The organism is Streptomyces sp. SID5464, from assembly GCF_009862985.1.
GTDB lineage: Bacteria > Actinomycetota > Actinomycetes > Streptomycetales > Streptomycetaceae > Streptomyces > Streptomyces chartreusis_D.
The window spans coordinates 81,552-107,283 of the sequence record NZ_WWIQ01000009.1; the positions used below are offsets into that span (position 1 = coordinate 81,552).

The following is a 25,732-nucleotide window of genomic DNA, read 5'->3' on the forward strand; positions in this document are numbered from 1 at the left end:
ACCCCCGGACGTATTGACTAGCTCTATTCAGAAGGCCAGGATGTGAATAACCGCAGCAACAACCCGCCGGGAGCACCACGCACCCACCAGGAGGCAGACCATGTCGGGACCCCGCCCTGTCCGAGCGCCGCGCGGCACGGCACCGAGCGCCCTGGGATGGCAGCAGGAAGCCGCCCTGCGGATGCTGCAGAACAACCTCGACCCGGAGGTCGCCGAGCACCCCGACAAGCTCGTCGTCTACGGCGGCACCGGCAAGGCGGCGCGTGACTGGCGCTCCTTCGACGCGATGGTGCGCACGCTCAAGGGGCTGAAGCAGGACGAGACCATGCTGGTCCAGTCCGGCCGGCCCGTCGGCGTCATGCAGACCCACGAGTGGGCCCCGCGCGTCCTCATCGCCAACTCCAACCTCGTCGGCGACTGGGCGAACTGGGAGGAGTTCCGTCGCCTGGAGGCCCTCGGCCTGACCATGTACGGGCAGATGACGGCCGGCTCCTGGATCTACATCGGCACCCAGGGCATCCTCCAGGGCACGTACGAGACCTTCTCCGCCGTCGCCGCGAAGAGGTTCGGCGGCAGCCTCGCCGGGACGATCACGCTGACCGCCGGCCTCGGCGGGATGGGCGGCGCCCAGCCGCTCGCCGTGACGATGAACGACGGTGTGGCGATCTGCATCGACTGCGACCCGCGTGCGATCGAGCGGCGCATCGAGCACCGGTACCTGGACGTGCGGGCCGACTCCCTGGACCACGCGCTGCGGCTCGCCGTTCAGGCCCGTGACGCCCGCCGCCCGCTGTCCATCGGTGTCCTCGGCAACGCCGCCGAGCTGGTGCCGCAGCTGCTCGCCATGGGCGCGCCGATCGACGTCGTCACCGACCAGACCTCCGCCCACGACCCGCTGGCCTATCTGCCCCTCGGCACCGCCTTCGAGGACATGGCCGACGCCGCCGCCAAGGACCCGGCCGGCTTCACCACCCGGGCCCGGGAGTCCATGGCCCGGCACGTCGAGGCCATGGTCGGCTTCATGGACGCCGGCGCGGAGGTCTTCGACTACGGCAACTCCATCCGCGGCGAGGCGCAACTGGCCGGATACGACCGGGCCTTCGCCTTCCCCGGCTTCGTCCCCGCCTACATCCGCCCGCTGTTCTGCGAAGGCAAGGGCCCCTTCCGCTGGGCAGCCCTGTCCGGCGAGGCCTCCGACATCGCGAAGACCGACAGGGCGATCCTCGACCTCTTCCCGGAGAACGAGTCCCTGGCCCGCTGGATCCGCATGGCGGGGGAACGGGTCCACTTCCAGGGCCTGCCCGCCCGTATCTGCTGGCTCGGATACGGCGAGCGGGACAAGGCCGGTGAGCGGTTCAACGACATGGTCGCGAGCGGGGAACTGGCCGCGCCGGTCGTCATCGGCCGCGACCATCTCGACTGCGGCTCCGTCGCGTCGCCCTACCGGGAGACCGAGGCCATGCTCGACGGGTCCGACGCGATCGCCGACTGGCCGCTGCTGAACGCGATGGTGAACGTGGCCTCGGGGGCGTCCTGGGTGTCCCTGCACCACGGGGGCGGGGTCGGCATGGGCCGGTCGATCCACGCCGGGCAGGTGACGGTGGCGGACGGCACGAAGCTCGCCGGCGAGAAGATCCGGCGGGTCCTGACCAACGACCCGGGCATGGGCGTCATCCGGCACGTCGACGCCGGGTACGACATCGCGGAGTCGGTCGCCGAGGAGCGCGGCGTGCGGGTGCCGATGCGCGAGGGTGACGGCGCGTGAGCTTCCACAGCATGTGGGCGGAGCTGCTGCCGGTCGGCCGCAGCTCCGCCTCCGGCGGCTACCGCCGCTTCGCCTGGACGGACGCGGACGCCGAGTGCCGGACCTGGTTCGAGGCGCAGGCCCGGGCCCGCGGACTCGGCTACGAGGTCGACCGGAACGGCAACCAGTGGGCCTGGCTCGGTGACCCCGCCGTCGGGGACGCCGTCGTCACCGGGTCGCATCTGGACTCCGTGCCGGACGGCGGGGCCTTCGACGGCCCCCTCGGAGTCGTGTCCGCCTTCGCCGCCCTGGACGAACTGCGCGGCCGGGACGCGCGGTTCACCCGGCCCCTCGGCATCGTGAACTTCGGTGACGAGGAGGGCGCCCGCTTCGGGCTCGCCTGCGTCGGGTCCCGGCTCACCGCCGGGCAGCTCACCCGCGAGCAGGCGCACCGGCTCACCGACGGCGACGGCGTGACGCTGCCGCGTGCGATGGAGGCCGCCGGATACGACCCGGACACCATCGGCCCCGACCCGGAACGGCTGGCCCGCATCGGTGCCTTCGTCGAACTGCACGTCGAGCAGGGCCGGGCCCTCGACCTGTCCGGCGACCGGGTCGGCATCGCCAGCGCGATCTGGCCGCACGGCCGGTGGCGGTTCGACTTCCGGGGCGAGGCCAACCACGCCGGCACCACCCGGCTCGCCGACCGGCGCGACCCCATGCTGTCCTACGCCGAGACCGTCCTCGCCGCCCGCCGCGAGGCCGAACTCGCCGGTGCCGTCGCCACCTTCGGCAAGATCGCCGTCGAGCCGAACGGCGTCAACGCCATCCCCTCCCTGGTGCGCGGCTGGCTCGACTCCCGCGCCGCCGACCAGGACAGCCTGGACGCGGTGGTCGCCGGCGTCGAGAAGGCGGCCGGGGAGTACGCCGCCGCCCACGGTGTCGATCTCGCCGTCGTGCGTGAGTCGTTCACCCCCGTCGTCGAGTTCGACCACGCCCTGCGCGACGAACTCGCCCGCATCCTCGGCCAGGACACCGGCCTCAAGGTCCCCGTCCTCGGCACCGGCGCCGGACACGACGCCGGGATCCTGTCCGGGAGCATCCCGACCGCCATGCTGTTCGTGCGCAACCCCACCGGCGTCTCCCACTCACCGGCCGAGTCCGCCACCGAGGACGACTGCGTGGCCGGGGTACTCGCACTCGCCGACGTACTGGAAGGACTGGCGTGCAGGTGACCACAGCAGCCACGCGCACCTACTGGCTGGAGCACGCCTGGCTCGGCACCAGCGTCGAGCCGGGCGTGGCCCTGGACGTCCGGGGCGGCCGCATCGCCGCCGTCCGCCCGGGCACCCCCACCCCGCCCCCCGGCGCCGAGGTCCTGCGCGGCCTCACCCTCCCCGGACTGGCCAACGCCCACAGCCACGCCTTCCACCGCGCCCTGCGCGGCACCGTCCAGGTCGGCTCCGGCACCTTCTGGACCTGGCGCGAGGTCATGTACGCCACGGCCGCCCGGCTCACCCCGGACACCTACCACGCCCTCGCCCGCGCCGTGTACGCCGAGATGGCCCTGGCCGGCATCACCGCGGTCGGCGAGTTCCACTACGTCCACCACGCCCCCGGCGGCACCCCCTACGCCGACCCCAACGCGATGGGCGAGGCCCTCATCGCGGCCGCCGCCGAAGCCGGGATCCGCATCACCCTCCTCGACACCGCCTATCTCTCCTCCGGCTTCGGACAGCCGCCCACCGCCCCCCAGCTCCGCTTCTCCGACGGCACGGCGGACGCCTGGGCCGAACGCTGTTCAGTTCTCAAGGAACGAGATCACGCGCGGATCGGAGCGGCCATCCACTCCGTACGGGCCGTGCCCGCCGACCAGCTGGCGACCGTTGCGCGGTGGGCCGAGGAGCGGCGGGCCCCGCTCCACGTGCACCTGTCGGAGCAGACGGCCGAGAACGACGCCTGCCGGGAGGCCCACGGCCGCACTCCCACCCGGCTGCTCGCCGACCACGGCGTGCTCGGCCCGCGCACCACCGGCGTCCACAACACCCACCTGACTGCCGAGGACATCTCCCTCATCGGCGGCAGCGGCACCGGCACCTGCATGTGCCCGACGACCGAGCGGGACCTCGCCGACGGCATCGGGCCCGCCGCCGCCCTTCAGCAGGCGGGCTCGCCGCTCTGTCTCGGCTCCGACAGCCACGCCGTGATCGACCTGCTCGAAGAGGCGCGCGCCATGGAGCTGAACGAGCGCCTGCGCACCCGTACCCGAGGCCACTGGACGGCGGCCGCCCTTCTGCGGGCCGCCTCGGCGGACGGCCACGCGGCCCTCGGCTGGGAGGACGCGGGCGCCCTTGAGCCCGGCGCGCTCGCCGACTTCACGACGATCGCGCTCGACTCGGTCAGGACGGCAGGGCCGCTTCCGCGGCTCGGGGCCGAGACGGCCGTATTCGCTGCGTCGGCAGCAGACGTGTCGCATACGGTCGTGGGAGGGCGGCACGTCGTACGGGACGGGGCCCACTCGCTCGTACCGGACGTGCCGCGAGCCCTCGCGGACGCCGTCGAAGCCCTGCGCGGATGACACCGGGCCGCTCCTGCGAGCGAGCGGCCCCCGAACCCGACCCCACCGCCGACCAGGCCACCAAGGACGCCATGAGCAACGCGACGACCGTCAGCCCCGCCCACTCCGCGAGCACCGCAAGCACGCTCATCACCAACATCGCCGCCCTGGTCACCAACGACCCCTCCCTCGGTGACGGAACCCCCCTCGGACTGGTCCAGGACGCGGCCGTCGTCATCGAAGGCGACCGCATCGCGTGGACCGGTGATCAAAGCAAAGCACCCGCCACTGACAATCGGGTCGACGCGGGCGGCCGGGCGGTCCTCCCCGGCTTCGTCGACTCCCACTCCCACCTCGTCTTCGCGGGCGACCGGACGCAGGAGTTCAACGCCCGCATGTCGGGGCGGCCGTACAGCGCGGGCGGCATCCGCACGACCGTCGAGGCCACCCGCGCCGCGACGGACGAGGAACTGGAAGCCAACGTCACCCGTTACCTCGCCGAGGCCCTCCGCCAGGGCACCACCACCTTCGAGACGAAGTCCGGCTACGGCCTCACGACCGCCGACGAGTCCCGCGCCCTGCGCGTCGCCGCCCGCCACACCGACGAGGTCACCTACCTCGGCGCCCACATCGTCGCCCCCGAGTTCGCCGAGGACCCGGCCGCCTACGTCGCCCTCGTCACCGGCGAGATGCTCGACGCCTGCGCCCCGCACGCCCGCTGGATCGACGTCTTCTGCGAGCAGGGTGCCTTCGACGGCGACCAGGCCCGCGCGATCCTGACCGCCGGCCGGGCCCGCGGCCTGCACCCCCGTATCCACGCCAACCAGCTCTCGTACGGCCCGGGCGTGCGGCTCGCCGTCGAGCTCGACGCGGCCAGCGCCGACCACTGCACCCACCTGACGGACGAGGACGTCGACGCCCTGGCGAACGGCCGCACGGTCGCCACCCTCCTGCCCGGCGCCGAGTTCTCCACCCGCGCCGAGTGGCCGGATGCCCGCCGTCTCCTCGACGCGGGTGTCACCGTGGCCCTCTCCACCGACTGCAACCCGGGCTCGTCCTTCACCTCTTCCGTCCCGTTCTGCATCGCGCTCGCCGTACGGGACATGGGCATGACCCCGGACGAGGCCGTCTGGTCGGCCACGGCGGGCGGCGCCGCGGCCCTCCGGCGCACCGACATCGGCCGCCTCACCCCGGGCGCGTACGCCGACCTGACGCTTCTCGACGCCCCGAGCCACGTCCACCTGGCCTACCGGCCCGGTGTCCCGCTGGTCACCGGAGTCTGGCGGCGCGGCGAGCGGGTGCTCTGACCGACGAAGGCACCCGAAGGTTGTGCACGATTTTCCTACCATATTCATAACGAGCACATGACAAAACGGAGTTGACGATCCGCCACATCAACCTGCTTCGTACATAACGGACTTGACCCCCCTCGTGGCGCGGCGGAAGATCGCGCCAGTCGCTCCGCGCGCACCGTGACCACGCGCCGGCCGCACGCGACGAGGGGGGTTTCCTGGCATGGCCCCCGACGGGGGGTGCCGTTCCATGCGCGGACGCGTCGGTGCGAGCAGTACACGCGCCACGAAGGCAGCGCTTTCCTCCCCGCCTCACTTTCCGGACGACAGGAGGAAGCAGCCCATGGCAGACGAGATGGTGCAGCGCGCCCAGAGATTCATCAACACCACGTACAACAACGGCGCGACGCTGGGCATATCCAAGCTGGACGAGAACGGCCAGACCGGCTGGCCCGTGATGTACGCGCTGACCCGGGCGCTCCAGTACGAGATGGGCATCACCGCCCTGTCCAACTCCTTCGGCCCGACCACCCTCGCGAAGCTGGGGGAGCTCTACGGCAAGCTCGACGAGTCGACCATCCCGTCGGCCAATTTCTGCCGCATCATCCAGTCCGCCCTGTACTGCAAGGGCTACGACGGCGGCGACATCGACGGCAAGTACAACGACCGGGTCAAGGACGCGGTCGTGAAGCTCAACCAGAACATGGGCGTCTCCGGCACCTACCCGGGCAGCTCCCTGTGGCCGAAGGTGGTCAAGGGCCTGTTCAACATGGACGCCTACGTCACCGTCAACAACGGTTCGGACACCATCCGTTCCATCCAGCAGTGGCTGAACGGCAAGTACATCCTGCGCAAGGACTTCTACATCATCCCCTGCGACGGCCACCACTCCCGCGACGTCGCCAAGTCGATGCTGTTCGCGATCCAGTACGAGCTGGGCATGGCGGACGGTGTCGCCAACGGCGTCTTCGGGCCCGGCACGCAGTCCGGTCTGAAGTCCCACACCGTCTCGCTCGGCACCACCGGCGTCTGGGCGCAGCTGTTCACCGCGGCCATGATCCTGAACAAGCGGAACGTCCCCTTCGGCAGCTTCACCGCCACCGTGCAGTCCGGCGTGGAGACCTTCCAGTCCTTCAGCAAGCTGCCGGTCACCGGCAAGGGCGACTTCCAGACCTGGGCCTCGCTGCTGGTCTCCTACGGCGACCAGTCCCGCAAGGGCACGGCCTGCGACGGCGTCACCAAGATCACGCCCGCGCGGGCACAGGCCCTGAAGAACGCCGGCTACAAGTACATCGGCCGCTACCTCTTCAACCCCTCCACCACGGACCTGCCGGAGAAGCAGATCCAGCCGGGCGAGCTGGCCACCATCAAGGAATACGGGCTCAGCTGTTTCCCGATCTTCCAGACCTGGAGCCGGTCCGCGGACTACTTCAGCTACAACCAGGGCACCGCCGACGCGTTCCGCGCGATCGAGTGGGCCGAGTACCACGGCTTCAAGCCCGGCACCATCATCTACTTCGCGGTCGACTACGACGCGATGGACGGCGAGGTCACGGACTACGTCATCCCGCACTTCCGCGGGATCATGCGCACGATCGGCGAGAACTCCGGCTACGGCATCGGCGTCTACGGCCCGCGCAACGTCTGCCAGCGCGTCGCCGACGCCGGCTACGCGGCGACGAGCTTCGTCTCCGACATGTCCAGCGGCTTCTCCGGCAACCTCGGCTATCCGCTGCCCACCAACTGGGCGTTCGACCAGATCTCCACGATCAAGGTCGGCTCGGGCGACGGTCTGATCGAGATCGACAACAACATCGTGTCCGGGCGGGACTTCGGCCAGAGCGACTTCAACCCGGGTGCCGAGCTCGGCGGGCTGGACACGGACCTCGACAAGGCGGCCTATCGCGACCTCCTGCTCAAGGACGTGCAGACGTACTTGAACTCGATCGGCGTGCCGGAGACCGGCGGCGAGGGCTGGGAGCCCGACGACGACTGGGCGACGCTCGGTGGCATCTCCACCACCAAGGCCGTCGACCTGGTGCTCAGCGCGGACTGGCTGTTCACCTCGCTGGCGCGGCAGCTCAGGCTCCGCAAGGCCCTCATCCAGGCGCCGGTGCTGTGGGAGCTGCGCAAGCTCAACCCCTTGGACATGGCCGCCGTGGAGGCCGTCAAGGCGGGGCTGGACGACGACTGCAGCACCGGCTGGGGGCAGATCCACGCCTGGGTGACCATCGACGCCCGCAACTACTGCCGGGAGCAGGGCATCATCAACGGCGCGCCGCTCACCGACGCCGACATCCCGACGGTCTGGAAGCAGCTCACCGACGACGAGACGTACAACATCCGCTCGGTCGCTTACCTGACCATCTACAACGCCTACCAGCTCGGCGCACCCCGACCGAACCTCACGACCAGCCTGTCCCAGACCCAGGCGCTGCTGGCCCGGTACAACGGCACCGGCGACGACGCCGCGAAGTACGGCCGTGAGCTGATCGGCCTGTACAACGTGCTGGAGAACTACAACATGCTGTCGCGCGGCTAGAGAGACCGGATGAAGACGAGCACCGAACACTCACGGCTCCCGCTGATCCTCCCCCTGGCCGTCAACGTCGTCCTGGGGATCCCAGCCGTGGTTCCGGCGTTCCTGCTGTGGTACTTCGCGTCGAACTGGCCCCTTGCCGACCTGGGCTGGACCGAGCGCGAGCCCACCGAGAACGACGGCATGCTGCCCTGGTTCATGGTCGCCACACCGATCCTCACCCTGTTCGGTCTCGTCTGGTGGCTGGCCAACCGTCCTCTCCGGCGCAGGACGGCGCTGTCACCCCGCGCGTACTGGCTACTGAGCGCTGCGGCCACCGCACTGCCCACGCTCACTCTCATCATCATCAGCTTGGGAAGGAACTGAGGACGTGACCGACAACACGCGCAGCATGAGCGGCATATCGAGACGGGTCGTGGTGAAGGGGGCCGGTGTGCTCGCTGTCGCTGCCGCCGCCGGCTCCTTCGCATCGCCAGCGGCCGCGGCCGCCCCCGCCGCTCCTCCCGGTGCCCGGAAGAAGGCCCCCACCTCCGCCAACGGCTGGACCGTGGAGGAGCAGGCCAACCACGTCTCCACCGTCTGGACGCGCCCCGTCTCGGGCACCGGCCTCGAGGTCGACATCCGGATCGGCGACGTGGAGGCGATCCTGCTGCACGTCGTGCGGCGCTACCACTACGAGGTCGAGCAGCTGCCCCGCGTGGACCTCGCGGGCTGGCAGCGGATCGACGGCCTGAAGAAGGACGCGCCGGAGTCCAACCTCGCCTCGGGCACCGCGGTGCGGATCCGCCCGGGCGCGGGCGCGAGCGGCAGCCTCTTCCCGCTCCAGGTCCTGACGGTACGCGACATCCTCGCCGACTGCGAGGGCGTGGTGCGCTGGGGCGGCGACGACAGCCCGGTGGACGAGTCGCTGTTCTACATCGACCGCGGCCCGGACGACGCGTCGGTCCAAGAGCTCGCCGACCGGCTGCGGCGGGCCGAGGCAACGCCCGGCGAGGGCGCCGGCGTGACGGTGGACGTGCTGGCCCCGTCCCGGCGCGACCGCGCGAAGCGGCTGGTGAAGGAGCAGCGGGCGAACTGAGGCCGGCAAAGGCCCGTAGAAGACGCGCCCGGGGGCGGACCTTTCGGTCCGCCCCCGAAGACGGCGTCACCCGGTACGGCGTGGTGCGGTGAGGATCACTCCTCGACGGTCAGCCCCTTGCGCAGCCGTACCAGCGTGCGCGACAGCAGCCGCGAGACGTGCATCTGCGAGATGCCCAGTTCCTCGCCGATCTCGGACTGGGTCATGCCCGCGACGAAGCGCAGCGACAGGATCTTCCGGTCGCGCGGCGGAAGTTCGGCGATCAGCGGCTTCAACGACTCGACGTACTCGATGCCTTCGAGCCCGTGGTCCTCGTAGCCGATGCGGTCCGCGAGCGCGCCCTCGGAGTCGTCCTCCTCCGGCTGGGCGTCCAGCGAGGAGGCGGTGTAGGCGTTCGACGCGGCCATGCCCTCGACGACCTCGTCGTTGGAGATGCCGAGGCGCTCGGCCAGTTCGGTCACCGTCGGGGCGCGGTCCAGCTTCTGGGCCAGCTCGTCACCGGCCTTGGCCAGGTCGAGCCGCAGCTCCTGGAGCCGCCGCGGAACGCGCACGGACCACGAGGTGTCGCGGAAGAAGCGCTTGATCTCGCCGACGATGGTCGGCATCGCGAACGTGGGGAACTCGACACCCCGAGCGAGCTCGAAGCGGTCGATCGCCTTGATCAGGCCGATGGTGCCGACCTGGATGATGTCCTCCATCGGCTCGCTGCGGGAGCGGAACCGGGAGGCGGCGAACTTGACCAGCGCGAGGTTCAGTTCGACGAGTGTGTTGCGGACGTACGAGTACTCGTGGGTGCCTTCCTCCAGCGACTCCAGGCGCTCGAAGAGGGTCTTGGACAGGGCCCGTGCGTCGACCGCGTCGACTTCCTCGTACGGGGGGATGTCCGGAAGTCCGGCGAGAAGGTCGTCCTGTGTGACGAGCATCTCGTCCTGCTCGATGGGATCCAGATGTTTCGGAGGGGGTGTCGACGTCGCTTTCTGGGTACGCGATGCGTCGAGCCGGGGTGACATGATGTCCTCCATCGTTCTCGGCATATGGCTGCCGGGGCCAGTACGTGCACTGCGGTGTGCGGCGCCTCCAAAGCCGGCCGTGTCGGGTACGTGTCCTTACTAGGCCTACCCGCTTTCCCGAGCCCACCGCAAGTGCGTTCTGTGGGCATATGTCCGTTTGTGTGTGGTTGTTCGGGTGTCGGAGCGTGGCGGGAAGGCGTAGTGTTCGAGGGCGTCAGCAGCAGTCACGACGTCGGGAGAGAGAGACGGCATGGACCGCGGGACAGTCGGCAGCGCACAGTCTGGCCGGCTTCTGGTGGAGGTGCGGGAAGAGGGCTCTAACGCCGTCGTGACCCCGGCGGGTGAGCTGGATCACCACACCGCCGATCTGTTGCGTGAGCCACTCGAGGACTGCCTCGCCAAGGGATTCAAGCGCCTGGTCATCGACTGTGCGCGGCTGGAGTTCTGCGACTCCACGGGGCTGAACGTGCTCCTGGGGGCGCGGCTGAAGGCCGAGGCCGCTGGGGGTGGTGTGGCACTCGCCGGGATGCAGCCGGTGGTGGCACGCGTGTTCGAGATCACCGGCGCGGATGCGGTCTTCAGCGTCCATGACACGCTTGAGGCGGCCCTGGCCGACGAGTCGGGCTGACCGGCGGTGCGTGGACGCGCCGAGCCTCGGCCATCCCCCTGTGACCGGTGCCGTGCCCCTGTCACGCCTTTCGTGCCGAATACGGGGGTGTTCCCCCGGTCCGCCCGGGCAGGAGACATCCTGAAACGGTCGGCCGCCAGGGCGGCGGGGGCGCCGCGAAACCGTCGTGCCCCGCACTGCGTGACTGACTGTGTAGTGAATTTTTTGAATCGTGAACTGGTGAATCGGTGAGGTGAAGCGCTGATGAGCACCACCCGGCCCTACTCGCCGGGCGACCGCGGGCCGGAGCCCAGCGGCGCTTCCGGGGCGTCCGAGGGTGGAGTACCGGCGGGCGGTGCGTCCGGCGGCGAGGGCGGTGCCGCGCCGTCCGAAGGCACGGGACCGTCGGGGGGCCGGCAGGTGCGCCGGCTGAGCTTCGACGGGGCGAGCGGTGTCGTTCCGCTCGCCCGCGACTTCGCCCGCCAGGCGCTGTACGCGTGGGGCTGGCTGCCGGCCGCCTCCGCGGACCAGCGGGCCGCCGCCGAGGACGTGCTGCTCGTCGTCTCCGAGCTGGTCACCAACGCCTGCCTGCACGCCGAGGGGCCGGACCAGCTGTGGATCACCTGTGACAACAAGGTGATCCGCATCGAGGTCGCCGACCGGGGCACCGGCCAGCCGTCGCCCCGCACCCCGCACCGGGCCGGCCGCCCGGGCGGCCACGGCATGTTCATCGTCCAGCGGCTGTGCCTGGACTGGGGCGTCGTCCGCACGCCGGGAGTCGCCGGCAAGACGGTGTGGGCCGAACTGGGGGCTCCTGCCTGATCCCGGGGCGCGCGGCCGTCCGGGTGACGGGCGAGCGGGCAGTTCGCCGGCGGCGCTTGGCTGCCCGGCTGCTCGCTGCCTGGCTGCCGGGCCGCGCCCACGGAACCTCCGCCGCACATCACCCCGCCCGTCACTCACCACACGCCGGATCGCCACGGATCCGGCGTGCACTGTGTCTTCCTTCCTCAACGCCCCGGGCGTACCTTGACGGCCCGATCTGATACGCCGTCAGGAACAGGAAGGGGAGCGGCTCCGTGTCGTACCGGAATCGAACCGCCGCGCTCGCGTCCGCCGCGGCCCTGGCCGGCTCGGCGGTGTTGCTGGCCGCCCCCACGGCCCGGGCCGAGGTCGTCGACGTCAACTACCAGTGCAAGACGCCGATCGGCGACAAGAGCGCCGTCTCGCCCATCGACATCAAGGGTGTCAGGAGCGGCGGCGGCTACCGGATCACCATGTCGTGGCAGAAGGGCGTCTCCTCCAGCCCGGTCGAACTGGGCAAGGGCGCGATGACCCCGAGCGCCACGATCGCACTGGGCGGCGCGGACAGCGGCACCCTGACGGTGACCGGCCCCGCCAACGACGCCGCGATCCCCGCCAACACGCCGATCAAGATCAACGACCTGAGCGGTACGTACACGCCGAAGAAGAGCGGCGAGGTCACCTTCACGGCCGGCGTGCTCACCATCAAGGCGCTCGGCACGACGACCACGTGCACGCCGACGAACGACCCGGGCCCGTCCCTGACCCTCGACGTCACGGTCGCGAGCGGCGGCGGCGCCACCGGCTCCACCCAGGGCGGCGGCTCCGGCTCGGGGGCCGGCGACGAGCTCCCGCAGACCGGCCCGGAGGACTCGGCGGTCGCCCTCGGCACCCTCGGCGGCACGGTCCTGCTCGCCGGCGCGGCGGGCGCCCTGTGGCTGACACGACGTCACCAGAGGGTCCGCGTACGCCACTGAGCGCCCGCCCGTACGACCGCTGGAGCCGCCGATGCCGTACGTCGCCCGTGTTCCGTACCTGTCACTGCCGCTCCTGCTGGTGCTCCTGCTGGGCCTGGCGGGCACCGGGCCCGCCGGGGCGGCGGACCGGCCCGGCATCGAGCTGTCCAGGGCCCAGGCCGGGACGGGCGGCTCGGTCACCGTCACCGGCAGCGGCTGGCGGCCGCGTGCCCTGCTGACGCTGCTGGTCTGCGGGCAGGCCGAGCCGGCCCGGGGCGTGACCGGCGGCACCAACTCCTGCGCCAACGCCGACGGCCGGGCCGTCACCACCGACGCCCAGGGGCGCTTCCGCCGCGAACTGCCGGTCGTCGAACCGCCCGTGCCGTGCCCCTGCGTGGTGCACGTGGCGACGGTGACCGGCGCCGGGGCCGAGGCCGACGCGGTCCTCCGGGTCGCCGGGCACGCGGTCGAGCCGCTGCCCGCGGACCGGGCCGGCGGGCGGCTGTCGCTGCTCGCGGACACCCGGCTACGGGGCTCCGGCGGGCTGCTGACCTGGTTCGGCTCGCCGCCCGCCCGGACGCTCGTGGTCACCGTCGGGAACGTCGGGACGTCCCCCGTGAAGGACCCCGTCTTCCAGGTCGGCACCTCCCACGGCGTGTTCGCGCCCCAGTGGCAGGACCAGCGCTGGCGCGGCACGATCCGGCCCGGCGGGAAGGCGCGCATCGAACTCCCCGTGGAGCTCGCGGCCGGGGCGCACGGCGACTACACCGTGTCCCTGAAGTACGGCGGCAAGGTCCTCGCCGAACACCCCTGGGGCGTGGGCCGCCCGTGGGGCGTGACCCTGTTCTGGGCCCTCGTCTGCCTGGTCGTCCCGGCTGCGCTGTTCCGCGCCGGCCTGGCCGTCGTGGACCGCGCACGCCCCCGCCACCCGGTCCACGCGGCCCGCCCGCCCCGCCGCCGGACGCCGAACCGCCGAGCTCGACGAGGACGCCACTTCCCTGATGATCAAGCGAGTTCAAGCGTCAGGGGAGGCGTTGGTTGAACGAGTGGCATGTGATGCGTGTACCGGATCCCGGACGCTGGGGGACGCTGCCGCCTGAGGGGTTCTGGGGGGTACAGGACTTGCCGGCGGCGGTCGCCCGGATCGGTCTGCGGCCGGGTGATCCGGTGCTTGTGGCGCCGGACGGCACGGTCGACCGGGATCTGCTGGACTTCGTCCGCTCTCATGAGTTTCGGAACCTGGAGCGGGAGACGAAGCGGAACTACACGACGGATATCCGCCCGCTGCTGACCCTTCTTTCTTCGCGGGGAGTGCCGTGGCGGAGGGCGACGCGGCAGGACCTGGCGGATTACCGGCACTGGAGGTGCCGGGCGGCGGAGAATCCGGGCCGGATCGGCGGGACGAAGTGGGACCGGGAGGCGTCCGCGTTCACCAAGCTGTTCCGGTGGGCGAAGGTCTACCCGCTGCCGGTGGACGTTTCGCGGCGCGAGGACCGGGCTGCGGACGCGGTGAGCTCGCGGGTGCTGTGGCTTCGACATCACTCAGCGCGGCCCGCCGGGAAGCCCTGGTGCTTCCGGCGAGCACCTCGTCGATCTGCCCCCACAGGCCAGGGCTGATCATGTAGTCCATGTGCCGCTGATCCTGGTCACCACTCCACGGCCCACGTCCCTCGCCTCGACCGAGGGACCAACCTCGACTCAGCGTTGCGACACCCGGCGGAGACCGGACTCTCCGTCCGCTACCTCCCGAAACTCCTCAGAGCCGGACCCCAAAGGAAACGGACGCCAACCCCGCACAATGACCACAGCCCCCTGGGTCCTGCTGATCTTACGAGTGACCAGTTCGAACCACGATCAAGAAAGGAGGGCATACCGTCGATCCGGCTCTCGCCGCGGCCGACGGCGGCGCAAGCCGGGCAAGCTCCACGCCGACAAGGGATACGACTACGACCACCTGCGGCGATGGTTAGCGCCAGGCACTGAGCCCTCTGGAGGCATGCGACGGGAAGTGACGTCCAAAGTTGGACATCCGGATCTAGCACGATGTTATGGGGCCGCTATCTACGGTCTGGCCGGCCTGAGCGGCCATGCGACGCAGCCATATGTGGGCCGGTTCCCGCTCATGGAGGGGATGCCACCACAGGGACTCCACCAAGTGGCCGATCTCGAAGGCGGGTTGGACGACGGTGATCGGTTGTCCGGAGAGGGCGGGGATCGCGACCCGTTCGGGCATCAGGCCGATGCGGTCGGTCCCCGCGACCAGGTGGGGAATGGCCAGGAAGTTCTCCGTGACGATCTCCGCGTGCGGTTCGATGCCCTCGGCGTGCAGGCGGTTCAGGGGGGAGAAGACCGGCGACGGGTGACGGTAGGGCAACACCCAAGGGTGTTCCGCCAGTTCCTCCCGCCCGAGGACGGCCGGGGCGCGGTCGGCGGACATCACGCACACCCAACGGTCCTTGTACAGGTCGAAGGTGGGGATGTTCGACAGGATGCCCTGGGGCAGGACGAGGGCGTCCACCGTGCGCAGGTTGTCCAGCGCCTGCTGCACGACCCGTTCGGTACTGTGCTGGAAGCGCAGCCGCACGTTCGGCGCGGCGGTACGGACCAGGTCGGCCAAAGCCCGCCCGAACGTGGGCAGTTGGCAGTCAGCCATGATCACGGTGAACTCGTGCCGGGCCTGCGTGGGATCGAAGTCGGGGCGCGTCCGGAGGACCCGGTCCGCCCAGCTCAGGGCCTGCTCGGTGTGTTCCACGAGTCGTTCCGCCAGGGGGGTCAGCTCGTAGCTGTTGCCCACCCTGACAAGGAGTTCGTCGCCGTAGTGCCGGCGCAGCCGGGCCAGGGCCGCGCTCAGCGAGGGCTGGCTCAGACCGAGCCGTTGTGCGGCCCGCGTCACACTGCGCTCCTGGAGGAGCGCGTCAAGCGGCGGCAGCAGGTTGAGGTCCAGAGTCACGGCACCCACCTCGAATGATCATCAGCTCTGTCTATGTCGAGCATAAGTGATTTCGGCTTCCCTGATCCCTGCGCGGACGCGAGAGTGGTGACACGGCTCGGCGGGACCTCGTGTCAGACGGACCGCCGCCACCCCAGACGTTCGCATGCTCGGGCCTGCATCGATCGATGCAGGTGTTCCGAGCCCATCAAGGAGGCGACAATGCCGTCGTTCCATGTCCTGATCGCCGGCGGAGGCATCGGAGGGCTCTGTCTGGCGCAGGGTCTTCGCCGCGCGGGAATCAGCTGCACCGTCTACGAGAGCGCGCCGGGCATCGGGCGGGCCGGCTACCGCCTGCACATGAACGGTGCGGGTGGCCGCGCTCTCCAGCAGTGCCTTCCGGACAACCTCTTCGAGCTGTACATGCAGACCTCGCGCGAGACGCCGCGCCGTGAGGTCATGGTCGTGCTCGACTACCAGGCCCGCGAACTGGGCGCCCGCCCCCACATCGGCCCGCCCAACGACCCGAGCCGGCCGCACACAGCGGTCAACCGGCGCACGCTGCGCCAGATCATGGGCTTGGGCCTGGAGGACATCGTCCGCTACGACAGCACCGTCACCGGCTTCGAGACGGACGGCGAGAAGGTGCGGGTGCTGCTCGACGACGGCACGAGCGAGACCGGGGACGTACTGGTGGGCGCCGACGGCATCAACTCCGTCGTACGCAGGCAGTTGCTGCCCGACGTTGCAGTCGTGGACACCGGAATACGCGGCCTGTACTCCACCGCACCGCTGACCGACGATCTCGCAGCGCGCCTGCCCGAGGCACTGTTCGACGGTTTCGCCGTCGCCGCGGGGCCGAACGGCGCGATGTTCGCGTACGGCGTGTACCGGCCGCGCAGGCCGGTCGCCGAGGCGGTGGCCGAACTGGCGCCCGGCGCCGCCGTCGATCCCGTCGATCCTTACATCATGGTCAACCTCGGCCTTCCGCCCGGGAGCCCTTTCGCCGCTGAGGCTCCCGACCTGTGGCACAGCTCCGCCGAAACCCTGCACGCGCTGATGCGCACCGCGGTACGGGGCTGGGATCCCGCCCTGGCCGATCTCGTCGAGCACGTCGACGCGTCGACGATCTTCCCGGTGTCCACGCGTCACCTGCAGCCGGCAGAGCCCTGGCCGGCCGGCCGTGTCACCCTGCTCGGCGACGCGATCCACGCCATGCCTCCCTCGTTCGGCTCCGGCGCCAACACGGCACTGCGCGACGCCGCGGCCCTCGCCCGGGCCCTGGAACGCGCCGCCCACGGCGACACCCCCGTGGCGGAGGCCGTGGCCGAGTACGAGACCGAAATGCGCGCCGAGGTCTTCCCCATCCTGCGCGCCTCGGCCGACCCGCGGGGCCTCGACGCCGACTTCCTGCCCGACGACCTCCCCGTCAGTCACACCTGATCGCCCCCGACACGAGCCGCACCACGAGGAGAACCATGCCCGTCACCGAAGACATCGAGTTCCGAGTGTCGGAACTGACCCTGCGGGGCAAACTGTTCCGCCCGACCGACGGCCCGGAACGCCTGCCCGTCGCCATCCTCCAGGGCGGCCTGGGCGGTCCCGCGGAATCCATGTTCGCCATGGCCCAGGGCTTCACCGACGCCGGTCTGGCCTGCCTGATCTACGACCACCGCAACACCGGCTACAGCGACGGCGAACCCCGTCAGCAGTTCGATCCCTGGCAGCAGTGCCGGGACCTGCGCGACGTCATCACCCATCTGACCCTGCGGGAGGACATCGACCCCGACCGCATCGCCCTGTGGGGCATCAGCATCGGTGGCGCCAACTCCCTGTTCACGGCCGCCACCGACCGCCGGGTCAAAGCCGTCGTCAGCATCATCCCCCCGGTCAGCGGCTGGAGCGCGCGCACCCTCCAACCGGCCGACACACTCGCGGAGCTCGAAGCCCTCATCCCTTCCGACCGTCAGGCCCAGCTGCGCGGCGAGCCGGCCGCGAGCATCCGCCTGCACGGCGTCCCGGAACCCGGGGACCCGGTCATGTTCAGCGACCAGGAGGGTCTGGAATTCGTCGAGAACATGATCCACCAGCTGCCCAGCTTCCGGAACGAGATCACCATCTCGACCCTCGACCGCATCTTCGAGATGGAGGTGCGCGCCTACGCCGAACGCATCACCGCCCCGGTCCTGATGATCCTCGCCTCCAAGGACACCGTCGCCCCCGTCGAGGAGGCCCGCGAGATGTACGAGCGGATCCCCGACCCGAAGGAGGTCATCGAGTACCCGGGCCAGCACTACGAGATCCTCTCGAACCACTTCCCCGAGATCGTCACCCGCAGCGCCGACTGGCTGGCAGCCACCCTGCGCGGCTGACCGCCCCGCCATCCGCTCCCGTCCGGTCCGCCGGAGCCCGCATGGCCCGGCGGACCGCCCCCCGTGCCGCGAACACAGAGAGGTGTCGTCGATGCGTCTGCTCGGACTTGCCTGCGGGCAGGAGGACGGCAGTGCCGAGGTACTGCTGAAGGCCGCGCTCACCGCGGCCGCGCGCGAGGGGACAGCCGTCGAGATGGTACGGCTGACCGACCTGTCCCTGGTGACCGCCGCCACCGCGGACGCCGGGGACGACGCGGCCTGGTTCTGCGACCGGCTGCTCGACGCGGACGGCGTGATCGTCAGCTCCCCCACCTACACCCGCAGCGCACCGGGCGCGTTGAAGCTCCTCATCGACCGCGCCTTCGGTCCGCGCACGGACGTGGTCTTCGTCCGTGAAGCCCTCGCCCGCCGCGAACACGGCCCGGCCGAGCAGAAGGAGACTCGCGGCCTTCTGGGCGTCGACACGGCCCCCGACCCGCGGGTCCTCAAGCCGCGCGTGGCCGGCTTCATCGCCGTGGGCGGCTGCCCGTCACCCCACTGGCGCACGCTGACGCTGCCCACTCTGCACGCCCTGGCCTTCCCCCTGCACATGGCCGTCGCCGACCAGATGGAAGTCCCCACCCCCGGCGGCCTGGGCGGCACAGCCACCGACCCGGCGGCTGTGCTGCGCGCCGAGCGGCTGGGCGGCGCGGTTGCCCGGCAGCTCGGTCTGCCCCACGACGAAGTCCGGTTCCTGGGGGAGCCCGGCACCTGCCCGATGTGCCACCTCGACCTGATCGTGCTGCGCGGCGGCCGCGCCGAATGCGGCACGTGCGGGGCGGCGGGCCGTTTCGTCGTCCAGGACGGCGACGTCCGGGTCGACTTCTCCCCCGCCGGCGCCGCTTCCTCCGTCCACACTCTCACGGAGCTGGAGGAGCACTACCGGGAACTGTTGAGCGCCGCCTCACTGGAGCCGGACCCCCAGGAGATCGACAAGCACGCCGCCGCGTTCCGTGACAGCGTCCCCGTCCTGCGCCCACCGCGGCCGTAGACGACCGTTCGCGGGCTCTCAGGCACCGACGATGCCGCGGCCGTCAGCGGACCGGTCGGCCCCAGGATGCACCGGCGTGTGGGACATGCTCGGCGAGATCCGGTACGAGTTCGCGCTGCCGTCCATGAGGACCACCGGCACCCTCTCGGTCCGGGGCAGGTCACACAGGGTCTCCGGTGAGAGCTGGCTCGACCGGCAGTGGGGCCGGGTGCCAGCGTCCCCCTCGATGCGCTGGACCTGGATGAACCTCAGCTCCACGGGCCGGCTCCGGGTGACGTCGCCCTGCTGGCGGCCTGCACCCGGGCCCTGGGGACCGCCAGGTCGCCGCCTGGGACCTGGACACCGAGCCGGAGTCCGTCCGCAACGGCCCGTTCGAGCTTGCCGCGCCCCGTAGCGGGCCGATGCGCGGCAAGCCGTCCGCCTGAGGACTGGAGGAACTCGGCTGTCACCACCGAACTGGCGGTCAGACGTCCGCTTCTACCAGGCCGACGCGGTCGGCCGCTGCGGGTGTGATGGCGACGAGGCACCGGTGCCGCCCTCCGTGGCCGCAACAAGCCCTGCACAGTGCGAGTGCCCGCCCGTGGCCCGATCGGCATTGCGGCTATGCCCTGCGCCATCTCGTGACAGTGGAGGTGGCCGCCGACCCCCTTGCGAGCCGGGGTTGCGGGCGGATCAGGAGCGGGGCGTGACCAGCCCGGCGTCATAGGCCATGATCACGGCTTGAATGCGGTCGCGCGCACCGATCTTCGCGAGGACCCGGCCGACGTGTTTCTTGACGGTGGATTCCGTGAGGACCAGCCGCTCGGCTATCTCCGCGTTGGTCCAGCCTTTGCCGATCGCCACCAGGACCTCGTGCTCGCGCTCGCTCAGCGTCCGCAGCCTGGGATCGGTGTGCGGCTCTGCGGGGGAGGCGGGAGAGAGCACCCGATGGGCGTGGGCGTCCAGCAGGCGTCTGGTCAGTCTGGGAGCGACGACCGCGTCGCCCGTCGCCACGGCATGGATCCCGGCGACGACTTCCTCGGGGCGGGCGTCCTTGAGCAGGAAGCCGCTCGCTCCGGCGCGCAGCCCCTCGTACGCGTACTCGTCCAGGTCGAAGGTGGTGAGGATCAGCACGCGGGTACGGCCGCCGGCGGCGACGATCCGCCGGGTGGCCTCGATGCCGTCCATGCCGGGCATGCGGACGTCCATGAGGACGACGTCCGGGCGCAGTTCGGCGGCGATGCGGACGGCTTCGGCGCCGTGTCCGGCCTCGCCCACGCACTCCATGCCCGGGGTGCCCTGGAGCAGCATGCGGAAGCCGAGGCGTTGCAGAGACTGGTCGTCGGCGATCAACACAGTGGTCATGGGGTCTGCTCTCCCTGGGGCTGCGGGCCTCCTGGGGCGGGGGCTTGTGCGGGGGACGGGGCAGACGCCGGCGGATCGGTGAGTGTCACGTCCACGGTCCAGCCGGACCGGTCGTCACGCGGCCCCGCGGTGACGGTGCCGCCGTACATGGCGGTCCGCTGCCGGATACCGACCAGTCCGTGTCCCGGACCGTCGGCCTCTGCCAGGGGCCGCGCAGATGTCCGGGCGCCGGGGGGCGGCCCGGTGTCGGAGACGCTGATCCGGATCTCTCCGTTCCCGGCGGTGACGGTGACGTTCGCTGCCGAGCCGGTGCCGGCGTGCTTGAGGGTGTTGGTCAGGGCTTCCTGGACGACGCGGTAGACGGTCAGTTGCACCCCGCTGCCGAGGGCGTCGACGTCTCCGGACGTCCGGCAGGTGACATTCACACCGGCCGCACGGACCCGGGCCAGCAGCGGATCCAGATCGCGGATGCCGGGCTGCGGGCTGAGCCGCTCGGCCTGGTCGTCGGATTCGTCGCCCAGGACACCCAGGACGCGCCGCAGTTCGCTCATCGCCTGCCGTCCGGTGTCCCCGATCATGCGCAGGGCCTCTTCGGACCGCTCACCCGTGCTGGAGGCGAGGGTGGCGGCGCCGTCCGCGAGTCCTACCATGACCGACAGGTTGTGGCCGACGATGTCGTGCATCTCGCGGGCCACCCGGGAGCGTTCGGCGGCGGCAGTCAGCCTCTCGCGCTGCTCACGCTCGATCTCCAGTCGGGCCGCCCGGTCCTCCAGCGCCGCGAGGTACACCCGCCGGGTGCGCAGGGCCAGACCCAGGGCGATCGCGGCGATCTCCTGGCTCGCCACCGTCAGCAGGCCCTGCCACAGCCGGTCGGCGGGTGCGAGGAACCACACCGCCGCGTTCAGCTCGACGGTCGTCGCGGCGGCCGCCCAGCCAAGCCTGCGCAGGGGGCCGTTCAGTGCCAGGTTGAACAGGGCGATGAGCAGACACCCGCCCGTCGGCAGCAGCAGGCCGAGCGCCATGAGGGCCGGGGCGCACACCGCGATCACCGTGAAGACGGCCGTCGGCGCCCTGCGCCGCCACCACAGCGGCACGACGAGCATGGCGGACAAGGCCGTCTCGATGCCCAACGGCAGGTCGGCGAGCGCCCGGATCTCGCCGAACGGGCCGTGCTCGCCCGGGGAGCGGAAGACCGTCACAGCGGCGACGACCAGCACGATCGCCGAGTCGAACAGCCACGGATGCCGGCGGCCGCCCCACTTCAGGTGCCGCTGCGCGCGCAGCAGACGCCCCATGAGCGGATGCGACCAGGCCGCCTCCAAGCCGGGGGGCGGCGCGAGGGCCGGCCGGCCGGAGCAGGGGCGGCGGCCCGCGCTCCCGGCCTCCGCCCCTCCTCTCGTACCCGTCGCAGGCATGCTCTCGCCCAATCGGTCAGACGTCCGTACGGACAAGCCGGTATGCCGCCCCGGCCAGTGTCAGCGCCACCCATCCGGCGAACACCGCCAGGCCCGCCCAGGGGCCGAGCGAGTCGGTGGCCTGGTGCAGGTGCGTCACCGCTTGGCCGGCGTTGCTGGGCAGATACGGCGTGATGTCGTCCTTCCAGGACGCGGGCAGCAGCGAGGTCAGGCCCGGCAGGATCAGCAGGCTGCTCACCAGCACGGTGATGCCGCTGGCGGTGGAGCGCAACAGCGAGCCCAGGGCCACACCCCACACACCCACCAGTCCCAGATAGAGGCCCGCTCCGATCAGGGAACGCAGCACCCCGTCCTCCCCGAGGGACATGGAGATGCTCTGGCCGTCCAGGGACGCAACACCCAGCCCGAACGCTGCCAGCGCGCCGATGACGGCCACGGGCACAACGAGAACGCCGGTGACGACGCTCTTCGACCACAGCACCGGCAGCCGCCTGGGCACCGCCGCCAGCGTGGAGCGGATCATGCCCGTACTGTACTCACCGGCTGACATCAGGACCCCCAGGACGCCAACGGCCAGTGAGGCGAACGTCAGGCCCGTCAGGGCCACGCTGACGGCGTCCTCGGGGCCGGAGGACGATCCGGGCGGACCGCCGCCATTGCTGCCCGGGCTGTATGTGGCGGCGGCGATTGCACCGATGGCGGTCAGCAGGAACAGGGACACGCCCAGCGTGATCCAACTGGACCGCAGCGACCAGAACTTGCCCCACTCCGAGCGCAGCACCCCGAGCGCCGTGACCCGGTAGGCGGGCCGGTCGGGGCGGGCAGGTGCGGCGTCCGCGATGTCCGGCGTGACGGTGATGGTCATCAGGCGGCCCTCCGGGCGGCAGTGTCGGCGGGGACGCTGTGGTACTCCACCGCGTCGCTGGTGATGTCCATGAACGCCTCCTCCAAGGAAACGGTCTGCGGGGTGAGCTCGTACAGCGGAATCCCGTGTTGCGCGGCGATCGCGCCGATGCCACGCGCGTCCACGCCCAGGACGACCAGTTCCTCCGCGGTCGAGGACGTGACGCTGACGCCCGGCCCCGACAGCAGCGAGCGCAGTTGTTCCGGCTCGGTGGTGGCGACCTTCACGCCCCTGCCTCCGACCTCCTGGATCAGGCCGTCGACCGTGGTGTCCGCCAGCAGCCGGCCCCGGCCGACGACGACCAGATGGTCGGCGATCAGCGCCGTCTCACTCATCAGATGCGAGGACAGCATCACCGTCCGTCCCTCGGCGGCCAGCCCCGCCAGCAACTGGCGCACCCACAGCACGCCCTCCGGGTCCAGACCGTTGACCGGCTCGTCGAGCATGACGATCTCCGGGTCGCCGAGCAGCGCCGCCGCGATGCCGAGCCGCTGGCCCATGCCCAGGGAGAAGGCCCCGGCCCGCTTGTGAGCCACACTGTGCAGCCCGGCCAGGTCGATGACCTCGTCGACGCGGCGACGCGGGATCCCGTGAGTACGGGCGAGGGCCATCAGGTGGGCGAAGGCGGTGCGGCCCGGGTGGACGGACCTGGCCTCCAGCAGCGAACCGATCTCCTGCAGCGGCGCGGCGTGCCGGGCGTAGCGGCGGCCGTTCACCATCGCCGAGCCGCTGGTGGGCGCGTCCAGGCCGATGATCACGCGCATCGTGGTGGACTTGCCGGCTCCGTTGGGACCGAGGAAACCGGTGACCTGGCCTGGCTTCACGCTGAAGCTCAGCCGGTCCACCGCGGTCTTGTCCCCATATCGTTTGGTCAACTCTCGTACTTCGATCATGGGTTGATCCCGATCCACTCCCGCCGCTCCGGCCGGTCCGGAGCGCGTGTCTCAAAGCTAGGTACGGAACGGGCCGCGTCCCTGGGACCAGGGGGGACACTTCGGCATCGCCGTGGTACCTCGGTACCACTGGGGTCGCACAACGTTGACCCCACCACCGGCGAGATCCGCCGCCACCGCGTCGCAGCCGCTGCGCGGTCCAGGGGCTGTCGGGGAAGACCTTCAGGAGGCTGAACAGCTGAACTTGACGGGGAACATGAGACGAGTCACAAGGCACGTCACGAGGCGAGGACATGAGAAGGGCCGCCGCACCTCGGAGGTGCGGCGGCCCTTCCGTCAGGGTCCGGCAGGACGGCTCAGTGGACGTCGCCCATCAGCGCCTTGACCTTCCTGCGGTACATGTACACCGCGCCACCCGCCAGGGCGGCGAGCACCGCCTCCGCCGCGACCGCGCCCGTGCCGCTCAGGTCGACGCCCCCGACGGCCGGGTTGGAGAGCAGACCCGTCACCGAGTCGCCCGCCGTGACCGCGAGGAACCAGACGCCCATCATCTGGCTGGCGTACTTGGCCGGGGCCATCTTCGTCGTCACCGACAGGCCGACCGGCGAGAGGCACAGCTCCCCGACGGTCTGGAGCAGGTAGATGCCCACCAGCCACATCGGGCTGACCAGCGTGTCACCGCCGGCCATGCCGAGCGGCAGCAGGAAGAAGAAGAACGAGACACCGATGAAGAACAGCGCCGCGGCGAACTTGGCGACCGTGCTCGGCTCCTTGCCCTTGCGGTTCAGCCACAGCCAGAACCAGGCGAAGACCGGCGCCAGGGCCATGATGAACACCGGGTTCAGCGACTGGTACCAGGACGACGGGAAGTCGAAGCCGAGCAGCGAGCCGGAGGCCTTCGTCTCGCCGAACGCCTGGACCGTGGAACCGCCCTGGTCGTAGATCATCCAGAAGGCGGCGGCCGCGACGAAGAACCAGATGTAGCCGGTCATCTTCGACTGTTCGACCGCGCTGAGCTCCTTGTCCCGCTTGATGCGGATCAGCACACCGGCCGGGATGATCAGGCCGATCACCGTGAGCGGGATCATCGCCCAGTTGAGGGTGAAGTGGCCGGTGAAGCCGACGACGCCGTAGAAGACCGCCGCGACGGCCAGCCAGATCAGACCCTTGCGCAGCCAGGACGCGCGCTCCTCGGCCGCCAGCGGCTTGGGTACGACGGTGCTCCGCGGGCTCAGGTGTCGGGTGCCGATGAGGAAGGCCATGAGGCCGATGCCCATACCGACCGCGGCGAGACCGAAGCCGAGGTGCCAGCTCACCTGCTGGCCGACCGTGCCGATGATCAGCGGCGCGAAGAAGGCACCCATGTTGATGCCCATGTAGAAGATCGTGAAGCCGCCGTCACGGCGCGGGTCGTCCGGGCCGTCGTAGAGGTGGCCGACCATGGTGGAGATGTTGGCCTTGAGCAGGCCGGAACCGAGTGCCACCAGGGCCAGACCGGCGAAGAAGGGTGCCTGGCCGCCGGGCAGCGCCAGCACCAGGTGACCCGACATGATCGTGACGGCCGCGATCGTCACGGTCTTGCGCGGGCCCCAGACCCGGTCACCGAGCCAGCCGCCGGGCATGGCGAGCAGGTACACCATCGACAGGTACACCGAGTAGATCGCCGTGGTGGTGGCGAGGTCCATGCCGAGCCCGCCGCCCATGCTGCCCTTCTTGGCGTCGGGCCCGCCGGAGAGCAGGTACACGACGAGCAGGGCCCGCATGCCGTAGAAGCTGAACCGCTCCCACATCTCGGTCATGAACAGAGTGGCCAGTCCGCGGGGGTGGCCGAAGAAGGTCTTCTCGGAGCCGGGGGTGCCCGGGCGGGCCGAGTCCTTCGTCAGGCTGGACGCCATGGTCGTTCCTTGCTGGTCGGGACGCGCTCCGCGGCAGCGGTGGTGCGCCCGGTGGGGGGCGGCCGGCACCGGTGCGTACGGCCGTCCGCCCGACGCCTACGGGGGTCCGCTCCGGGTCACGGAGCGGTGGGCGGTCGCCACCGGGATCCACGCCTCTACGCGCGTATCCGCACGACGAGGCCCGGCCACAGGTCTTTTCAGGTTCGGGGGCGGCGGGCACCGGCCCGCACACAAACCCGCACACAAAAGAGACCTCCAGGGGCAATCAGCCTCCGAAGGTCGCCATGGTGCTACAGGCGTTGATTCACCATACGGCAGGACACCGCCGTATATGGAAGGTCTTGAGACACGGATCACAGGTGTCGG

Annotated in this window: 22 protein-coding genes; 15 read left to right on the forward strand and 7 right to left on the reverse strand. The window is 70.8% G+C overall.

Translation table 11 applies throughout. The annotated features are described in order from the left end of the window. Positions 1 to 100: 100 nt before the first annotated feature. The 7 genes from hutU to GTY47_RS08825 all read left to right on the forward strand — a co-directional run bounded on the left by hutU (position 101) and on the right by GTY47_RS08825 (position 9,210). The gene (gene hutU / locus GTY47_RS08795; RefSeq protein WP_010034526.1) at positions 101 to 1,765 is read left to right on the forward strand and encodes a urocanate hydratase; all 1,665 of its coding nucleotides are present in this window, start codon (positions 101 to 103) and stop codon (positions 1,763 to 1,765) included. Continuing rightward, positions 1,762 to 2,979: an allantoate amidohydrolase gene (locus tag GTY47_RS08800; protein WP_010034527.1), complete on the forward strand. Its 1,218-nt coding sequence runs from the start codon at positions 1,762 to 1,764 to the stop codon at positions 2,977 to 2,979. The genes hutU and GTY47_RS08800 overlap by 4 nt, the downstream gene beginning before the upstream one ends. After that, positions 2,976 to 4,322, forward strand: a complete 1,347-nt coding sequence (locus GTY47_RS08805; protein ID WP_040902610.1) for a formimidoylglutamate deiminase — start codon at positions 2,976 to 2,978, stop codon at positions 4,320 to 4,322. The genes GTY47_RS08800 and GTY47_RS08805 overlap by 4 nt, the downstream gene beginning before the upstream one ends. Then, positions 4,319 to 5,608: an imidazolonepropionase gene (gene hutI / locus GTY47_RS08810; protein ID WP_010034532.1), complete on the forward strand. Its 1,290-nt coding sequence runs from the start codon at positions 4,319 to 4,321 to the stop codon at positions 5,606 to 5,608. The genes GTY47_RS08805 and hutI overlap by 4 nt, the downstream gene beginning before the upstream one ends. 328 nt (positions 5,609 to 5,936) lie before the next feature. Then, positions 5,937 to 8,135 carry a glycoside hydrolase domain-containing protein gene (locus GTY47_RS08815; protein WP_010034534.1) on the forward strand — a complete coding sequence of 733 codons (2,199 nt, stop codon included), beginning with the start codon at positions 5,937 to 5,939 and terminating at the stop codon, positions 8,133 to 8,135. A gap of 9 nt (positions 8,136 to 8,144) precedes the next feature. Next, positions 8,145 to 8,498: a hypothetical protein gene (locus GTY47_RS08820; protein ID WP_010034536.1), complete on the forward strand. Its 354-nt coding sequence runs from the start codon at positions 8,145 to 8,147 to the stop codon at positions 8,496 to 8,498. Between the two features lie 4 nt (positions 8,499 to 8,502). Further along, positions 8,503 to 9,210 carry a hypothetical protein gene (locus GTY47_RS08825; protein WP_010034538.1) on the forward strand — a complete coding sequence of 236 codons (708 nt, stop codon included), beginning with the start codon at positions 8,503 to 8,505 and terminating at the stop codon, positions 9,208 to 9,210. A gap of 95 nt (positions 9,211 to 9,305) precedes the next feature. Here GTY47_RS08825 and GTY47_RS08830 read toward each other — a convergent pair whose 3' ends face one another. Then, entirely contained in the window at positions 9,306 to 10,232 is a 927-nt protein-coding gene (locus tag GTY47_RS08830) for an RNA polymerase sigma factor SigF (RefSeq protein ID WP_029180795.1), read from the reverse strand. 238 nt (positions 10,233 to 10,470) lie between these two features. Here GTY47_RS08830 and GTY47_RS08835 point away from each other — a divergent pair, with 238 nt between their 5' ends. From GTY47_RS08835 to GTY47_RS08855, 5 genes are all read left to right on the forward strand, one after another. Beyond that, positions 10,471 to 10,848, forward strand: a complete 378-nt coding sequence (locus GTY47_RS08835) for an STAS domain-containing protein (RefSeq protein WP_010034548.1) — start codon at positions 10,471 to 10,473, stop codon at positions 10,846 to 10,848. Between the two features lie 243 nt (positions 10,849 to 11,091). Further along, positions 11,092 to 11,649, forward strand: a complete 558-nt coding sequence (locus GTY47_RS08840) for an ATP-binding protein (protein WP_010034551.1) — start codon at positions 11,092 to 11,094, stop codon at positions 11,647 to 11,649. A gap of 254 nt (positions 11,650 to 11,903) precedes the next feature. After that, complete coding sequence (locus GTY47_RS08845) at positions 11,904 to 12,605, forward strand: LPXTG cell wall anchor domain-containing protein (RefSeq protein WP_010034554.1); 702 nt, start codon at positions 11,904 to 11,906, stop codon at positions 12,603 to 12,605. Between the two features lie 31 nt (positions 12,606 to 12,636). Then, the gene (locus GTY47_RS08850; protein WP_010034555.1) at positions 12,637 to 13,626 is read left to right on the forward strand and encodes a hypothetical protein; all 990 of its coding nucleotides are present in this window, start codon (positions 12,637 to 12,639) and stop codon (positions 13,624 to 13,626) included. Further along, a complete protein-coding gene (locus GTY47_RS08855) occupies positions 13,623 to 14,201 on the forward strand; it encodes a site-specific integrase (protein WP_107500547.1) in 579 nt (192 codons plus the stop codon). The genes GTY47_RS08850 and GTY47_RS08855 overlap by 4 nt, the downstream gene beginning before the upstream one ends. 418 nt (positions 14,202 to 14,619) lie before the next feature. On the opposite strand, the gene GTY47_RS08865 is transcribed toward GTY47_RS08855, so the two are convergent. After that, entirely contained in the window at positions 14,620 to 15,534 is a 915-nt protein-coding gene (locus GTY47_RS08865) for a LysR family transcriptional regulator (RefSeq protein ID WP_231911168.1), read from the reverse strand. Positions 15,535 to 15,735: 201 nt separating this feature from the next. Here GTY47_RS08865 and GTY47_RS08870 point away from each other — a divergent pair, with 201 nt between their 5' ends. The 3 genes from GTY47_RS08870 (at position 15,736) to GTY47_RS08880 (ending at position 18,915) form a co-directional block, all read left to right on the forward strand. Further along, positions 15,736 to 16,956, forward strand: a complete 1,221-nt coding sequence (locus tag GTY47_RS08870; RefSeq protein WP_010034559.1) for an FAD-dependent monooxygenase — start codon at positions 15,736 to 15,738, stop codon at positions 16,954 to 16,956. A gap of 35 nt (positions 16,957 to 16,991) precedes the next feature. Next, complete coding sequence (locus GTY47_RS08875) at positions 16,992 to 17,885, forward strand: alpha/beta fold hydrolase (RefSeq protein WP_010034566.1); 894 nt, start codon at positions 16,992 to 16,994, stop codon at positions 17,883 to 17,885. Positions 17,886 to 17,976: 91 nt separating this feature from the next. Further along, positions 17,977 to 18,915, forward strand: coding sequence for an NAD(P)H-dependent oxidoreductase (locus tag GTY47_RS08880; protein WP_010034567.1), 939 nt, complete (start codon positions 17,977 to 17,979; stop codon positions 18,913 to 18,915). A gap of 672 nt (positions 18,916 to 19,587) precedes the next feature. On the opposite strand, the gene GTY47_RS08890 is transcribed toward GTY47_RS08880, so the two are convergent. The 5 genes from GTY47_RS08890 to GTY47_RS08910 all read right to left on the reverse strand — a co-directional run bounded on the left by GTY47_RS08890 (position 19,588) and on the right by GTY47_RS08910 (position 25,366). Beyond that, on the reverse strand, positions 19,588 to 20,259 hold the full coding sequence (locus GTY47_RS08890; RefSeq protein ID WP_010034569.1) for a response regulator transcription factor: 672 nt from the start codon (positions 20,257 to 20,259) through the stop codon (positions 19,588 to 19,590). Beyond that, positions 20,256 to 21,554, reverse strand: a complete 1,299-nt coding sequence (locus GTY47_RS08895; protein ID WP_010034570.1) for a histidine kinase — start codon at positions 21,552 to 21,554, stop codon at positions 20,256 to 20,258. Before GTY47_RS08895 ends, GTY47_RS08890 begins: the two co-directional genes overlap by 4 nt. Positions 21,555 to 21,690: 136 nt before the next feature. After that, positions 21,691 to 22,539 carry a membrane protein gene (locus tag GTY47_RS08900; protein ID WP_010034571.1) on the reverse strand — a complete coding sequence of 283 codons (849 nt, stop codon included), beginning with the start codon at positions 22,537 to 22,539 and terminating at the stop codon, positions 21,691 to 21,693. Next, on the reverse strand, positions 22,539 to 23,471 hold the full coding sequence (locus GTY47_RS08905) for an ABC transporter ATP-binding protein (protein ID WP_029180797.1): 933 nt from the start codon (positions 23,469 to 23,471) through the stop codon (positions 22,539 to 22,541). Before GTY47_RS08905 ends, GTY47_RS08900 begins: the two co-directional genes overlap by 1 nt. Before the next feature lie 356 nt (positions 23,472 to 23,827). Then, positions 23,828 to 25,366: an oligopeptide:H+ symporter gene (locus GTY47_RS08910; RefSeq protein ID WP_010034574.1), complete on the reverse strand. Its 1,539-nt coding sequence runs from the start codon at positions 25,364 to 25,366 to the stop codon at positions 23,828 to 23,830. Between the last annotated feature and the right edge of the window lie 366 nt (positions 25,367 to 25,732).

Excerpts from the sequence above, each read along its gene's own strand:
- GTY47_RS08815 (WP_010034534.1), top strand. The coding sequence starts at position 5,937 with ATGGCAGACGAGATGGTGCAGCGCGCCCAGAGATTCATCAACACCACG.
- GTY47_RS08910 (WP_010034574.1), bottom strand. The coding sequence starts at position 25,366 with ATGGCGTCCAGCCTGACGAAGGACTCGGCCCGCCCGGGCACCCCCGGC.
- GTY47_RS08830 (WP_029180795.1), bottom strand. The coding sequence starts at position 10,232 with ATGGAGGACATCATGTCACCCCGGCTCGACGCATCGCGTACCCAGAAA.
- GTY47_RS08880 (WP_010034567.1), top strand. The coding sequence starts at position 17,977 with ATGCGTCTGCTCGGACTTGCCTGCGGGCAGGAGGACGGCAGTGCCGAG.
- GTY47_RS08850 (WP_010034555.1), top strand. The coding sequence starts at position 12,637 with ATGCCGTACGTCGCCCGTGTTCCGTACCTGTCACTGCCGCTCCTGCTG.
- GTY47_RS08870 (WP_010034559.1), top strand. The coding sequence starts at position 15,736 with ATGCCGTCGTTCCATGTCCTGATCGCCGGCGGAGGCATCGGAGGGCTC.
- GTY47_RS08890 (WP_010034569.1), bottom strand. The coding sequence starts at position 20,259 with ATGACCACTGTGTTGATCGCCGACGACCAGTCTCTGCAACGCCTCGGC.
- GTY47_RS08895 (WP_010034570.1), bottom strand. The coding sequence starts at position 21,554 with ATGGGGCGTCTGCTGCGCGCGCAGCGGCACCTGAAGTGGGGCGGCCGC.
- hutI (WP_010034532.1), top strand. The coding sequence starts at position 4,319 with ATGACACCGGGCCGCTCCTGCGAGCGAGCGGCCCCCGAACCCGACCCC.
- hutU (WP_010034526.1), top strand. The coding sequence starts at position 101 with ATGTCGGGACCCCGCCCTGTCCGAGCGCCGCGCGGCACGGCACCGAGC.
- GTY47_RS08900 (WP_010034571.1), bottom strand. The coding sequence starts at position 22,539 with ATGACCATCACCGTCACGCCGGACATCGCGGACGCCGCACCTGCCCGC.
- GTY47_RS08835 (WP_010034548.1), top strand. The coding sequence starts at position 10,471 with ATGGACCGCGGGACAGTCGGCAGCGCACAGTCTGGCCGGCTTCTGGTG.
- GTY47_RS08820 (WP_010034536.1), top strand. The coding sequence starts at position 8,145 with ATGAAGACGAGCACCGAACACTCACGGCTCCCGCTGATCCTCCCCCTG.
- GTY47_RS08875 (WP_010034566.1), top strand. The coding sequence starts at position 16,992 with ATGCCCGTCACCGAAGACATCGAGTTCCGAGTGTCGGAACTGACCCTG.
- GTY47_RS08840 (WP_010034551.1), top strand. The coding sequence starts at position 11,092 with ATGAGCACCACCCGGCCCTACTCGCCGGGCGACCGCGGGCCGGAGCCC.
- GTY47_RS08905 (WP_029180797.1), bottom strand. The coding sequence starts at position 23,471 with ATGATCGAAGTACGAGAGTTGACCAAACGATATGGGGACAAGACCGCG.